This is a genomic window from Tardiphaga sp. 862_B3_N4_1, assembly GCF_051811085.1.
In the GTDB taxonomy this organism is placed as follows: Bacteria; Pseudomonadota; Alphaproteobacteria; order Rhizobiales; family Xanthobacteraceae; genus Tardiphaga; species Tardiphaga robiniae.
Window position 1 is genome coordinate 45,128 of record NZ_JBPWQB010000001.1, and the last position, 14,148, is coordinate 59,275.

General features: G+C 63.8%; 12 protein-coding genes. 7 read left to right on the forward strand and 5 right to left on the reverse strand.

Annotation, left to right across the window (positions count from 1 at the left end):
• Positions 1–86 precede the first annotated feature (86 nt).
• Positions 87–1,046, reverse strand: a complete 960-nt coding sequence (locus AB8B02_RS00185; RefSeq protein ID WP_439062778.1) for a hypothetical protein — start codon at positions 1,044–1,046, stop codon at positions 87–89.
• A 174-nt stretch (positions 1,047–1,220) separates the two neighbouring features.
• Between AB8B02_RS00185 and AB8B02_RS00190 the strand changes: the two genes are divergently transcribed.
• The gene (locus AB8B02_RS00190; protein WP_439062779.1) at positions 1,221–1,832 is read left to right on the forward strand and encodes a glutathione S-transferase family protein; all 612 of its coding nucleotides are present in this window, start codon (positions 1,221–1,223) and stop codon (positions 1,830–1,832) included.
• Between the two features lie 123 nt (positions 1,833–1,955).
• On the opposite strand, the gene AB8B02_RS00195 is transcribed toward AB8B02_RS00190, so the two are convergent.
• From AB8B02_RS00195 to AB8B02_RS00205, 3 genes are read right to left on the reverse strand one after another with little or no spacing between them, the layout of a single operon-like run.
• On the reverse strand, positions 1,956–2,453 hold the full coding sequence (locus tag AB8B02_RS00195; RefSeq protein WP_439062780.1) for a TPM domain-containing protein: 498 nt from the start codon (positions 2,451–2,453) through the stop codon (positions 1,956–1,958).
• Complete coding sequence (locus AB8B02_RS00200) at positions 2,453–3,334, reverse strand: TPM domain-containing protein (RefSeq protein ID WP_439062781.1); 882 nt, start codon at positions 3,332–3,334, stop codon at positions 2,453–2,455. Before AB8B02_RS00200 ends, AB8B02_RS00195 begins: the two co-directional genes overlap by 1 nt.
• A gap of 24 nt (positions 3,335–3,358) precedes the next feature.
• Positions 3,359–3,967, reverse strand: coding sequence for a LemA family protein (locus AB8B02_RS00205; RefSeq protein WP_439062782.1), 609 nt, complete (start codon positions 3,965–3,967; stop codon positions 3,359–3,361).
• A 188-nt stretch (positions 3,968–4,155) separates the two neighbouring features.
• Here AB8B02_RS00205 and AB8B02_RS00210 point away from each other — a divergent pair, with 188 nt between their 5' ends.
• The 6 genes from AB8B02_RS00210 (at position 4,156) to AB8B02_RS00235 (ending at position 13,363) form a co-directional block, all read left to right on the forward strand.
• Entirely contained in the window at positions 4,156–5,718 is a 1,563-nt protein-coding gene (locus AB8B02_RS00210) for an AMP-binding protein (RefSeq protein WP_439062783.1), read from the forward strand.
• A 199-nt stretch (positions 5,719–5,917) separates the two neighbouring features.
• On the forward strand, positions 5,918–6,421 hold the full coding sequence (locus AB8B02_RS00215; protein ID WP_184519770.1) for a helix-turn-helix transcriptional regulator: 504 nt from the start codon (positions 5,918–5,920) through the stop codon (positions 6,419–6,421).
• Positions 6,418–7,824 (forward strand): MATE family efflux transporter, encoded by a 1,407-nt coding sequence (locus tag AB8B02_RS00220; RefSeq protein ID WP_231079783.1) that lies wholly within the window; start codon positions 6,418–6,420, stop codon positions 7,822–7,824. Before AB8B02_RS00215 ends, AB8B02_RS00220 begins: the two co-directional genes overlap by 4 nt.
• A gap of 183 nt (positions 7,825–8,007) precedes the next feature.
• The gene (locus tag AB8B02_RS00225; RefSeq protein WP_184519035.1) at positions 8,008–9,399 is read left to right on the forward strand and encodes an MFS transporter; all 1,392 of its coding nucleotides are present in this window, start codon (positions 8,008–8,010) and stop codon (positions 9,397–9,399) included.
• A 198-nt stretch (positions 9,400–9,597) separates the two neighbouring features.
• Positions 9,598–11,019, forward strand: a complete 1,422-nt coding sequence (gene glgA, locus AB8B02_RS00230; RefSeq protein ID WP_184519038.1) for a glycogen synthase GlgA — start codon at positions 9,598–9,600, stop codon at positions 11,017–11,019.
• Positions 11,020–11,149: 130 nt separating this feature from the next.
• Positions 11,150–13,363, forward strand: a complete 2,214-nt coding sequence (locus tag AB8B02_RS00235; protein ID WP_439062784.1) for an SLC26A/SulP transporter family protein — start codon at positions 11,150–11,152, stop codon at positions 13,361–13,363.
• 5 nt (positions 13,364–13,368) lie between these two features.
• Here AB8B02_RS00235 and cnbZ read toward each other — a convergent pair whose 3' ends face one another.
• The gene (gene cnbZ, locus AB8B02_RS00240; protein ID WP_439062785.1) at positions 13,369–14,124 is read right to left on the reverse strand and encodes a 2-amino-5-chloromuconate deaminase CnbZ; all 756 of its coding nucleotides are present in this window, start codon (positions 14,122–14,124) and stop codon (positions 13,369–13,371) included.
• Positions 14,125–14,148: the final 24 nt, after the last annotated feature.

Sequence of the window (14,148 nt, forward strand, 5' to 3'; positions counted from 1 at the left end):
CCCAGACGTCACGTCGGGAGGCTAGCCCAAAAGAAAGGCCGCTGCACCAGCAGCGGCCTGAACGCATTCGTCGCTAGAAGGGTGGATCAGCGGGCGACGATCAGGCCCTTGGAGGTGACCACCGTCCAGCGGCCGTCCTGTTTGCGGATCGCGTCGATGCGGCCGAGTCCGGGAACCGGATCGCCGGCATAGACTTCGAAGATTCCGGCACGACCCTCGATGGTAGCGCCGCCGCCGGCGATGTCGATGATGCGCCAGCCTTCGACCATGGGCAGGCGCGCAACTTCAGGCTTCGGTGCCGGGGTCGGCACCGGGGCGTTGATCGAACCGGTCACTTCCTTGGCCGGTGCCGAGGCAACCGGTGCAGGGACCAGCGCGGGTGCAGCGGCAGGCGGCGGCGTGGTGCGCAGCTTTTCGACGGTCTCGCTCAGCTTCGCGAGTTTCGCGGCCGGTTCGGCCTGGCCCTTCTCAAGCTTGTCGAGACGCTCGGCAGACTTCGCGCGCGCCGCAATGGACTGCTTGGCGTTGCGGTCGACCTCGGCCTTGAGCGCCGAGAGTTCACCGTCGAGACGGGCAATGTGTTCTTCCAGTGCCTGGTTGGTCGACTTGGTGTCGTCGGCGGCAAACAGCTTGCCGAGGCCGGACATAGCCACCGAACCGCCGACTGCGCCGACGGTGATGCCCAGCGCGATCATCGCGGCAATCGCCATCATCCGGCTGCGGCCAGCCTTCTCTGCCGACTCGATCTTCGGCTCGGAATTGACGAAGTCTTCCCACGAGCGCTCGCGCGCCGCATGCTCACGGGACGCGCCCTCATGCGGGCCGCTGTCGCGGGAGGGCGCCATGATGGTGATCCGGCCGGGCGCTCCGAGCTTCGGCGCTTCCCGCTTTGGCATCTGGGCGGGGCGCTCCTCGCCCTGCTCCGGTGCGAGCTTCGGCGAATCCACGTGAATGTCAGCATCGTGGGAGCCGGCCGCCGCCGCGGCGCCGGTGTCGACGTGATCGCCGCTGACGTCTGGGGTGGAATCGGCCTTGTGCTCGCTCACGATCAAATTCTCCGGAATAGATGAACACTTTGGTAACTTTCATTGCTTGCCAAATCCTTACCGGGTGCAGTGCTTACGAAAATTTCACCTCTTGTCCGGCGATGGGAACCGTTGCTTGACGCGCACGCGCCCCGCCCGCACAACACCAGCAAACAGAACAATCGGGGAAATGCCATGAAGCTCTACGATTCCATCGGACCGAATCCGCGCGTGGTGCGCATGTTCTTGGCCGAGAAGGGCATCAGCCTCCCCGTCCAGACCGTCGATCTTGCTGGTGGCGAGAACCGCGAACCCGCGCATCTGGCGCGCAATCCGCACGGCCAGATGCCGACGCTCGAACACGACGACGGCGCCTATGTGTCCGAGACGGTCGCGATCTGCGAATATGTCGAGGAGACGCATCCGTCACCCCCGCTGATCGGCACTACGCCCGAGCAGCGCGCCGAGGCACGGATGTGGCGCCAGCGCGTCGATCTCAATATCTGCCAGCACATCGCCAACGGCTATCGCTTTTCGGAGGGGTTGAAGCGCTTCGAGACGCGCATCGTCTGCGTGCCCGAAGGCGCGCCGGGCCTGAAGACAATCGCCATCGACCGGCTGCAATGGCTCGACGGACAGATGGCCGGCAAGACCTTCATCTGCGGCGAACGCTTCACGATGGCCGACATCGTGCTGTTTTGCTGGCTCGATTTCGCCGACAAGGTGAAGCAGCCGTGGGATCGCGAAAATGCGAAGATCGCGGCGTGGTTCGAGCGGGTGGGCGCACGGGAGAGTGTGAAGGCGTGAGCGGAGGTCAATGGCCTCTCCACGTCATTGCGAGGAGCGAAGCGACGCGGCAATCCAGAAGGTCACAAGCGAAGACTGGATTGCTTCGCTACGCTCGCAATGACGGCTGAGAGGGCGTAACGGCTACAGCACCACCGGCGCATCCGGTAGTTCATTCACCGACGCGGCGTCGCGCGGGAAATGCGTCGCCAGGTGCCGCGTCACCGCGTCGATCCCCTTGATCACGCCGCGCTCGAAATGTCCGGCACGAAACTCCGCCTCCATCATCTGGCAGATCGCTTCCCAGCCGGGTTTGCCGACGCGGGCATCGATGCCGCGGTCGACCACGATCTCGACATCGCGATCGGCGAGCAGCAGATAGATCAGCACGCCGTTGTTATGCGCCGTGTCCCAGACGCGCAGTTGCGCGAACACATCGATGGCGCGTTCGCGGGCGGACTGATTGCGGAACAGCGGCGCACCGTCGAGCGCGCCTTCGACGACAAAGCGGATCTGTCCGGCATGGCTGGCCTCGGAGGCCTTGATAGCCTGTTCGATCGCCGCCAGCGATTCCGGCGGGAACGCCTTGCGGACGCGCGAGCGATTGCCGAGCAGATGGTTGCCGATGCGTTTCAGGCTCATCACCAACTCCCCGAAGCGCCGCCGCCACCGAAGCTGCCGCCGCCTCCGCTGAAGCCGCCGCTGCTCGATGAACTCCCCGATGACCAGGAACCGCCGCCGCCCCCGATATAGCCACCACCGCGGCGTCCACCGCCTCCGCCGCCCGACATGAGGGCCTCGCTGATCAGCGTAAAGAAGAACGCGATCGCGCCGAGGATGCCGCCGAACAGCAGGCTGCCGGCGACCAACCAGACCACCGCGGTGACAAGCCCGCCGGTGGCCAGCGAGCCGAACAGCCGGCCGAAAATGTTGCGCAGGATGCTGCCGAAGATCAGCACGCCGAACAGCAGGAACGGCGCATATTCCATGATCTGATCGAGGGCATTCGAATTGCCCTTCCATTCATCCGGCGCCGGCAGCGGCTCGCCGTCGACCACCTTGATGATCTGGTTGACGCCGGCTGTGATGCCACCGGCGAAATCGCCGGTCTTGAAGCGCGGCGTGATGATCTCGTCCATGATCCGTTTTGTCGTGACGTCGGTCAGCGCGCCTTCGAGGCCGTAGCCGACTTCGATGCGCAGCTTGCGATCGTTCTTCGCCACCAGCAGGATCGCGCCGTCATCGACTTTCTTGCGGCCGATCTTCCAGGCTTCGGCAACGCGGATGGAGTATTGCGCGATGGCTTCCGGCGCCGTGGTGGGCACGATCAGCACCACGATCTGGCTGCCCTTGCGCGACTCGAAATCACGCAGCGTGCTGTCGAGCGATGCCTGTTCGCCCTGGCTCAGCGTCGCGGTCTGATCGACCACGCGCCCCGTCAAAGCCGGCACGGCCACATCGGCCAGAGCGACGGCGCTCCAGCACAGCAACCATGCCAGCAGACAGGCTTTGATCGCCTTCATCGGATCGGCCTGATCGGCACCGGCCTATTTCGCAGGCGCCGGCGTCGGGTTGAAGTCGACCTTCGGCGCGGTCGAGATTTCGCTCTCATTGGCGACAGAGAAATTCGCCTTCTCCTTGTAGCCGAACATCATGGCGGTGAGATTGTTCGGGAAGGTGCGCACACCGACGTTATAATCCTGCACCGACTTGATGTAGCGGTTGCGCGCCACGGTGATGCGGTTCTCGGTGCCTTCGAGCTGCGACATCAGATCCTTGAACAGCGCGTCCGACTTGAGCTGCGGATAGTTCTCGGTGACCACGAGCAAGCGCGACAGCGCGCTGGAGAGTTCGCCTTGCGCGGCCTGGAATTTCTGCAGCGCGGCAGGATCGTTGACCACATCAGGCGTCGCCTGCACCGAGCCAACCTTGGCGCGTGCATTTGCGACGCCCAGAAGAACGTCTTTCTCCTGTTGCGCGAAGCCCTTCACGGAATTCACGAGATTCGGCACGAGGTCCGCGCGGCGCTGATACTGGTTGACCACCTCCGACCAGGCCGACTTGACCTGCTCGTCATTGGTCTGAATCGCGTTGTAACCGCAATTGGTCAGGCTGAGGGTGGCCAGTGCTGCCAGCACGGTCAAAAACTTGCGCATGAAATTCTCCTGTGACGCGGCTCAAATGGCTCGACCGCTTCTAGCACAGGCAAACGACGAAAGCCGCCACAAGTTCATCGCGAATGCTGCAATGCCCATGCGGGTTTATGTTTGCATGCCCGGCATTCATTGTTAGCCTTGCCACAACCATCGGCCCACAGAAGCCGAGGACATTTGGGGAGGTTTCCATGACGGACGTGCTGAACACGTTTCCGACCGTTGGCGCGCAGACCCTGCGGGCGCTGGCGCGCTATCCGGATCGCATCGCTTTCAGCTGGCCCGGCGGCACCATCACCTATCGCGGCACCACGGACCTGATCGCACGACTGCAGAATGTGTTCATGAACCTCGGCGCATCGCCCGGCACGAAAGTGGCGCTGCTCACGGCCAACCGCGCCGACACCTGGTGCGCCGGCGTCGCCGCGCAACTGTCGCGTTTCGCAATCTCCTGGCTGCACCCGTTGGGCTCGATGCAGGATCAGATCGACCAGATCGAGGACGCCGAAGCAACGATCCTGATCATTGACGCCGACAATTTCCTGCAGCGCGGCGGCGAGCTCGCATCGCGCGCGCAAGGCCTGCAGCACGTGTTCACGCTGGGCCGTGCGGATTATGGCATCGATCTTCTGAAAGTCGTCGGCTCAGGCGGCAGCGCCACCGCGCGGGACTTTGCACAGGTCGATGACATCGCCGTGCTGAACTACACCGGCGGCACCACCGGAAAATCCAAGGGCGCGCTGCGCCGGCATCGCGAAGTGTCGGGCTTTGCCAGCGCCATCCTGTCTGACTTCGAAATTCCGGATACGCCGAGCTATCTCACGGTGGCGCCGATCAGCCATGTCGCCGGCACCAAGGTGCTGCCGACGCTGATGCGCGGCGGCACAGTGCATATGCTGAAGGGCTTCGATCCCGAAGCGGTGTTCAAGACCATCGAACGCGAGCGCATCAATTTCACGCTGTTCGTGCCGACCATGATCTATGTGCTGCTCGACAACCCGACGCTGTCAAAGACCGATCTATCGTCGCTCGATCTGGTGCTTTACGGCGCGTCACCGATGTCACCGAGCCGGCTGGTGGAAGGTATCGAACGCATCGGCCCCGTGTTCTCGCAGCTCTACGGGCAGACCGAATGCTATCCGGTGTCGGTGCTGCGCAAGACGGATCATGATCCCAGGAAGCCCGACCTGTTCCTGTCCTGCGGATTCCCCATCGCGGTCTGCGACGTGCGCATTCTCGACGATGACGATCAGGAGGTCTCGCCAGGCGAGGCCGGCGAAATCTGCGTGCGTGCGCCGCATGTGATGAAGGAATACTGGAAGCGGCCGGAGCAGACGGCCGAAACGCTCAAGAACGGCTGGCTGCACACCGGTGACATCGCCCGCGCCGACGAGCGCGGCTACATGTTCATCCTCGACCGCAAGAAGGACATGATCGTCTCCGGCGGCTTCAACATCTTCCCGCGCGAGATCGAGGATGTGTTGACCACCCATGCCGATGTCGCCATGTGCGCCGTGGTCGGCGTGCCCGACGACAAATGGGGCGAAGCCGTCACCGCCATCGTGGTCGCGCGCGGCGGCGCGAAGCCGGACGCCAACGAACTGATCAATCTGGTGAAGACCCGCAAGGGTTCGGCCCATGCGCCGAAGCACATCAAGTTCGTCAGTGAACTGCCAATGACCGGCGTCGGTAAAATCGACAAGAAGGCGCTGCGCGCGAGCTTCTGGGTCGGGCGCGAGCGGATGGTGGGGTAAGAGCTTAGCACTAACGCCGTCATTCCGGGGCGCGTGTGCATCTTGCGCACGCGAACCCGGAATCTCGACATGGCTGAACACTTCGGGATTCCGGGTTCGCCTGCCAGCGGCTTCGCCGCTGACCTGCGCCCCGGAATGACCGTGGAGGGTCACCACCTAGTGACTTGCATGATGATAGTTACTCACCTATCTTCCGCCCATGGAGCGCAAGAGTTTCGAAAAACTGGAATGCCCGGTCGCCCGCAGCCTTGAGCGCGTCGGCGAGTGGTGGAGCATTCTGATCATGCGCGATGCCATCTACGGCATGACGCGGTTCGATCAGTTCCAGAAGAACCTCAACATCGCGCCGAACATGCTGACCCGGCGCCTCGGGGTGCTGGTCGAGGCCGGACTGCTGGAGAAGCGGCAATATTGCGAAAAGCCGCCGCGCTACGAATATATCGTGACCCCGCGGGGCCGGGATTTCCGCTCCGTGCTGTGGTCGCTGCAAAGCTGGGGTAACCGGCATTTCGCGCCTGAGGGTGAAAGCGTTGTTCTGATCGACAAGGAGACCGGCGAGACCGCCGATCCCATCCTGGTCGACCGCCGTACCGGCAAACCAATCACCGAAGCCACCCATGCCAATGCGCCCGGCCCCGCCGCCAGCGCACGCGTGCAACGGCGGCTCAGCAAACCGCGCCCGCAGAAGGACGGATCACCATGAAACTGGAAACGCCGCAGGCCATTGTCGCCGCCACGGCCGCGCCCGTCCACGAGATGAACCCGCGGACGCGGATGCTGCTGCAGGCGCCGATCGCTTCCACGCTGGTCAAGCTGGCCTGGCCCAATCTGCTGGTGATGCTGGCGCAGGCTTCCACCGGCCTGATCGAAACCTGGTGGGTGTCGCATCTCGGCAGCGACGCGCTGACCGGCATGGCCGTGGTGTTTCCCGGCTTCATGATGATGCAGATGCTGTCGGCCGGCGCCATGGGCGGCGGCATTTCCTCGGCGATTGCGCGTGCGCTCGGTGCGCGCCGCACCGACGATGCCGAAGCACTGGTGATGCATGCCACGCTCATCAATATCCTGCTCGGCCTGATCGGCTCGGCGATCTTCCTGATCTGGGGCCGTGCGATTTACACGGCGATGGGCGTCAGCGGCGGCGCGCTAGACGCGGCCATGCAATATTCCAACGTGGTATTCGGCGGCAGCGTTTTAGTTTGGCTGATGAACGGCTTTGCCAGCATCATCCGCGGCACCGGCAACATGCTGGTGCCGTCGCTGTCGATCTGTATCGGCGTGGTGCTGCTGATCCCGCTGTCGCCGCTGCTGATTTTCGGCTGGGGACCGATTCCGGCCCTCGGCATTGCCGGCGGTGGCTGGGCCGTGGTGCTGTCGACCTTCACCGTGGGCGCCGTGCTCGCGGGCTACATTCTCTCCGGCCGCTGCATCGTCCATTTCAAACTGGCGCGGCTGCGCTGGGATCTCTCAGCCGACATCTTGCGCGTCGGCGCCATCGCTGCGGTGATTTCGCTGCAGACGAGTTTCACGGTGCTGCTGACCACCGCACTGGTCGGCGGCTTCGCTGGCGGCGACGCCGTGGCGGGCTTCGGCACCGGCGTCCGGCTGGAATATCTGATGGTGCCGCTGGCCTTCGGCTTCGGCGGCCCGCTGGTCGCCCTGGTCGGCACCAATATCGGCGCCGGGCAGGAGCAGCGCGCGCTGCGGGCGGCGCTGATCGGCGGCGGTATGGTGTTCGTGATCACCGAAACCGTCGGCCTGGCGGCCGCGATCTGGCCGGCCGCGTGGCTCGGCCTGTTCGGGTCGGATCCACAGATGATCGAGACCGGCAGCGCCTATCTGCGTATCGTCGGCCCGGCCTATGGCTTCTTTGGCCTCGGCTTGTCGCTCTATTTCGCCTCGCAGGGCGCCGGCAAGATGCTCTATCCGCTGCTCGCCGGCGTGCTGCGGCTGCTGATCTCGATCGGCGGCGGCTGGCTGGCGCTGCGGCTGACGGGATCGCTGACCTGGCTGTTTGCCTGCCTGACATTCGCCTTGGTGGTCTACGGCACTATCATCGTCACGGCGGTGGCGTCCGGGACCTGGTTCAAGACCAAGCCGGTCTGATGGCGATGTGATCGCCAGCGATGTAATCGCCTGACAGCGATGTGATCAGCCGACAGCGGATTTTCCGCTGGGAATAAAGATGTGCATATGCCTCATGCAGTTGCACGCCTGTAGGGGCAAAGCGAACTATCCTAGATAGCGCGGATCGGCAGCCAGTTCGGCCGCACCCAGGAATCCCCAGCTATGGCAGACGGTATCGCGGCACAGGCTCCCCAGCCGACGGAAGGGCTGACGCCGAGCCAGCAGCGTTGGGCGCGGCTTGCCATCTTTACCGCCCTTGCCATGGCCTCGCTCGATACCGCCATTGCCAATATCGCGCTGCCCTCCATCGCCAGCGACCTGCATGCCACGCCAGCGGACGTGATCTGGGTGGTCAATGTCTACCAAATCGCCATGGTCGCCACGCTGCTGCCGTTCGGCGCACTGGGCGAGATCGTCGGCCATCAGCGCATCTATCTCGGCGGGCTGATCCTGTTCACGATCGCGTCCGTCGCCTGCGCATTCGCATGGTCGCTGGACACTTTACTGTTCGCCCGGGTGCTGCAGGGCCTCGGCGCCGCTGGCGCCATGAGCGTCAATGCCGCGCTGGTCCGCGTGGTTTATCCCCCAAGCCATTTCGGCCGCGGGCTCGGTCATAACGCCCTCGTCGTTGCGACGGCCTTCACCCTCGGCCCCACCATCGCCTCGGGCATCCTGTCGGTTGCGACCTGGCCCTGGCTGTTCGCGATCAACCTGCCCTTCGGCCTCGCCGCCATTATCATCAGCCTCAAGACACTGCCAAAGACCACGCGCGCCACCCATCGTTTCGATTTTCTCGGCGCCCTGCTGACCTCGCTCTGTCTCGGCCTGCTGATCCTCGGCATCGACAGCGCCGCCCATCACACGGCGCCATCCATCGTCGTCGCCGAACTGGTTGCCGGCCTGCTGTTCGGCTGGCTGCTGCTCCGCCGGCAGGCCGATCACCCTGCACCGATGCTGCCGATCGACCTGTTCCGCCGCCCACTGTTCGCGCTGTCGGCGGCCACGGCGGTATGCTCCTTCTCCGTCCAGGGCCTCGCCTTTGTGTCGCTGCCGTTCTATTTCGAAGAAGTTCTGCATCGTTCGGCAGTCGAGACCGGCTTCTTCCTGACGCCCTGGCCGCTGGTCGTCGGCATCATGGCGCCGATCGCCGGCCGGTTGTCGGACCACTATCCCGCCGGGCTTCTTGGCGGTATCGGCATGGCCCTGCTCGGCATCGGCATGGTGCTGCTGGCCACCCTGCCGCCCGACCCGAGCGTCGCCAATATCGTCTGGCGGATGGTGATCTGCGGCGCCGGCTTCGGCTTCTTCCAAGCGCCGAACATGAAGGCGATCATGTCGAGCGCGCCGGCCGGCCGCAGCGGCGGCGCCAGCGGTATCGTGGCCACCGCCCGGCTGACCGGCCAGAGCATGGGCGCAGCGCTTGCCGCCTTCTGCTTCGGCCTGTTCGGCCATGGCGGCGCAACCTGGGCGCTGGCGCTCGGTGCCGGCTTTGCCGCGCTCGGCTGCGTCATGAGCTTCCTGCGGCTGATCGTCCCGTCGTCACCCGGTCACTGATTTCAGAGATAATTTAGCGAACTCACATTTCTCTTTTGCAATGCCGTATTAAGTGATGTGATATACTGCAGTGCAGAGACAGATATTTTGCAGCGCAAGTAACAAAACTGAGTTCCATTGCCCTTCGGTTCCGTAAGTACCCAAAGACGCTGGACCAGTTTTGTATCCTTGTAGTCGCGGCGGGCACGAGGACGTTTCTTGAGGGTACTGTTCGTCACTCCAGAGATTGACGACTTCATCCGGGTAGGCGGCCTTGCAGCCGTGTCCGCCGCCCTCCCTAGAGCCTTGCGCATCTGGAGCGACGTTCGGGTCATCCTTCCCGGCTACCGCGACGTCGTCACGCAGTTTCCTGACATCGAGATCGTCGGCGAATGCCCGGCACTGGCGGAAATGCCTGCCTGCTCGGTCGGACTCGCCGCGACCAAGGATGGACTGCCGATCTATATCCTGCTCTGCCCGCAGCTCTACGATCGTCCAGGCAATCCCTATGGCGATGCCTGCGGCCGCGACTGGCCGGACAACGACATCCGCTTCGCACGCTTCGCCTCCGCCGCGGCACTACTCGCGTCCGGCAAGCTCGACAAGAACTGGTCGGCCGACCTGGTCCACGCCAACGACTGGCAGGCGGCCTTGGTGCCGGCCTATCTCGCCTGGAGCGGGGTGAAGATCCCGACCATCCTGACGATCCACAATCTCGCTTATCAGGGCCTGTTTCCGAAGTCTTCGCTGCGCCGGATCGGTGCACCGGCGGAGTCGTTCCATATCGACGGGCTCGAATTCTACGACAAGCTGTCCTTCCTCAAGGGCGGGCTGATCTACTCGTCGCACCTCACCACCGTGAGCGAGACCTATGCGCGCGAGATCACCACACCGGAACTTGGCTGCGGGCTGGAAGGCCTGCTGACGAAGCGCTCCAACGAGTCGCGTCTGACAGGCATTCTCAACGGCATCGATGAGAGTTGGGATCCGCGCGTCTGCGCGGAGCTCATGAGACCGTTCGGCGCGGGCGACTGGGAAGCCAAACGCGCCAATGCCGACGGGGTACGCCAACAATTTGGGCTCGCACTCTCCCGCGGGCCCATTTTTGGTTTGGTCGCCCGCCTCGTACATCAGAAGGGCGTCGACCTCGTGCTGTCGGCCGCCGACGCCATCGTGTCCGCCGGCGGACAGATCGTCGTTACCGGCCGCGGCGAGACCGAGCTCGAAAATGCGCTGATGGACGCGCATCGCCGTCGCCCCGACGCGATCGGTGTCGCCATCGGCTTCAACGACCGCGAGGCACGGCGCATTTTCGCCGGCAGCGACTTCACGCTGATGCCGTCGCGCTTCGAGCCGTGCGGACTGAGCCAGATGTATGCGCAGCGCTTCGGCTCGCTGCCGATCGGCCACCAGACCGGCGGTCTCGCCGAAACTATCGTCGATGGCGAGACCGGCTTCCTGTTCACGCAGCCATCCACCGAGTCATTTTTGGGCGGGATCCTGCGGGCGTTTGCGACCTACGGATCGAAGGACCGCCTGAACTCGATGCGCCGCAGCGCGATGTCGAAATCGTTCAGCTGGAATATCTCGGCCGCCAGCTACAGCGCGCTGTATCGCAAGACGATCGTCGCCGGCGTGTAGCGCGGGAAATCGGCGGGCGGACCCCGATCTTGGCTTGCGGATCAGTTCCGCTTCACAATAATGGCAAAAGCTGGCAACAACTATCATCCATGAAGGCGTGGCCGGTACCCCCTGTGATGAAGGCTAGCCCGTGCTCAAAGCTTCGCCTCCCGCCGAGCCGCTCGTCGACTGGCGATCGGAAATCAGCGCCGGTCTGATCTCAAGCCTCGTCTGCCTGCCGCTCTGCCTTGCTTGCGGACTGCTGGTGTTTGCGCCGCTCGGCCCCGACTATGTCGCAACCGGCGCTGCAGCCGGCCTGTATGGCGGCGCCATCGTCGGCCTGGTCGCGGCCGTGGTCGCCACCTCGTCCTATATCGTGACGACGAGCCGCGTCAGCATGGCCCTGGTGCAGGCCGGCCTGACCACGACGCTGGTCAATGACGCCACGCTTGCGAGCCAGCCCGCGATGATCGTGACCGCGATCATGCTGTGTTTGTTTCTGGCCGGGCTGTGGCAGGTCCTGTTCGGACTGCTCGGCCTGACACGCGCCATCAAATTCGCGCCGCACCCGGTACTCACCGGCCTGCTCAATGGCGTCGGGATGCTGATCGTGATTTCCCAGTTCAAGCCGTTCTTTGCCGCGCATACGCTGTGGCCGAACAAACCCGCCATGCTGGTTTACGTCGTAGCCTTGGCGCTCTTTGTTCTGAACTATCCGGCAATAGCAGGCTGGTTGCGGCTGCCGGACTGGCTGCGGAAGATACCGGGATCGCTTGCAGGCTTCATCGCCGGCACCGCGCTCTACTATCTGATCAGCGTCCCGACCGGTCTCGATCTCGGGCCGACCATCGGTGAGATCCATGTCAGCTTCCCGCCGGCCATGCCGCTCGGCGCAGTGTTCAACGGCTCGATCACGCCGGAACTGACCGCCGTGCTTCCGCATGTCGTGCTGGTATCGCTGGTGCTGGCGATCATCGGCACGGTGGAGACCATGCTGGCGTTTCGCGTGGCACAGCAGCTCGACGATACGCATATCCATCCGGTGCGCGACCTCGCCGCGCAGGGCATCGCCAATGCGGCAGCAGCGCTGGGCGGCGGCATCGGCGGATCGGCGATCCCTTCCGTCATCCTGCTTGGCTATCGCATGGGCGGCCGCACGCGCTGGACCAGCATTTTCGTGGCTCTCAGCCTGTTGGCCATCACATTCGCGCTGTCGTCGGTGCTCGCACAGGTGCCGCGTGCGGTGTTCGCCGGCCTGCTTCTGGTGATCGGCATCGTGCTGTTCGATCGCTGGAATCTGCAACTGCTGGCCGATGTCAGACACAAAAGCGAGCCGCAGGTTCGCCGCCACGCCGTTTATAATCTGATCGTTGTACTCGCGGTGATGACCGTGACCGTGTTCAGCTCGGTGGTTTCCGGAGTCATTGTCGGGATCATCCTGTCCTGCATCATCTTCGTCATCAATATGAGCCGGCCGCTGGTGCGCCGCGCCCATCTCGGCGACACACTGTTCTCCAAGCGCATTCGCTCGGCCCACGATCTCGCGATCCTGCAGCAGACCGGACAGCAGCGCGCCATCCTGCAGCTCGAAGGCGCGCTGTTCTTCGGCAATGCCGACGACCTCTCGCTCCGCGTCAAGGACTTGTTCAACAGCACGGATATGATCCTGCTCGACATGGGTGCCATCTCCGACCTCGACGTGTCCGGCATCAACGCATTGCGAACCCTGCGCCAGAAGGCGACTGAAAAGAAACGGCGACTGATCTACTGCAATGTCCGGCCCGTCCATGCCGCCATCATCGGCAACGGGATCGAGCACGACGCGGCATCGCCGCCAATGACACAAGATCTCGACTCCGCACTGGAGTGGATGGAGCAGACCGTGCTCGACCGCTCCGCTGCGAGGCAGGGGCAAGCGGATGAACTCACGCTCGAGCAGATCGACTTTCTCGATGGCGTTTCCACCAACGAGATGGCCGAACTGACTGCAGTAATGACCAGACGCGAATTCGCATGTGGCGATACGATCTGCCGCGAAGGCGACGCCGGCGACCGGATGTGGCTGATCCTGAAAGGGAGCGTCAGCGTGTTGCTGCGCACCGACGGACATCACGAGCGACGCCGCATCGCCGGACTTGGCCGCGGCACGACGGTCGGAGAAATGGCGCTGGTGGAATCGGTGCCACGCTCGGCGACCATCGTCGCCGACGACGCGGTGGTCTGCTACGAATTCCCGCGCGACGGCTTCGACCTGATCCTGAAGAAAAATCCGGTGCTCGCCACCAGGCTGCTGGGCAACCTGGCGCGCGAACTCACCCGGCGACTACGGCAGACCTCGCAAGATCTGCGCATCAGTCATCATTGAGGCGGTTAAACCTCGACCATGCGCTCCACATGCACGCGGCGGCAATCCATCTCGTATTCGAGATCGACGACCGGCGGACGGTTGAAGTGCCAGGTCAGGCCGTTGCGGAACACGCCACGACGACCGAGTTCGCTTTCCAAGAGCGCATAGACGTCGCGCACGGTGTAGAGCTGCGCGCCGGTGGTCTGGTCCCAGGTGCCGGAGAATGCGCTCATGCGGCGCTCCATCTCGTCGAGCACGAACTTGGCTTTTTCCAGCATGCCCGACGGGCTGATGTCGCCGAGACGCACGGTGTTGTCGCGATAGTCGCCCTTGCCTTCCGCGGCCTCGCCGCTGCCGGCGATCACGAAAGATGCCGGCGCATTCGGCGCAACCGTCGTGAAAGAGAAGGCGTGGAAGCCGGGCTCCGACGGCGGATCGATCTTCGGACACACATTGCTGCGCGCGATGGGATTCACGCGATCCTTCATGATGCCCCAGTCTTCGAGGGTCTTGATGTAGATCTCGTTGAAGTCGATGAACCCCTGCTCCGTGAACGGCGCCGGCGAGCGCAATTCGCAGGCCGCAAAGGCGGTCAGCGGCCGGCCGGCGGCCTTGATGATCTCGGCAACCCTGGCGAAGCCTTCCTTCAGCGGAACGACTTTGGAGAAGCGCACGCGCTCCAGCGCGAAGCCGGGCAGCGCGCCGACGCCGCAGGAATACTGGAACACGCCCGGCATGTAACGGTAGCCGCTATTGGGGGCTTCGACGGTCTCGATCATGTTTGCCTCTTCAGGTGAAATCAA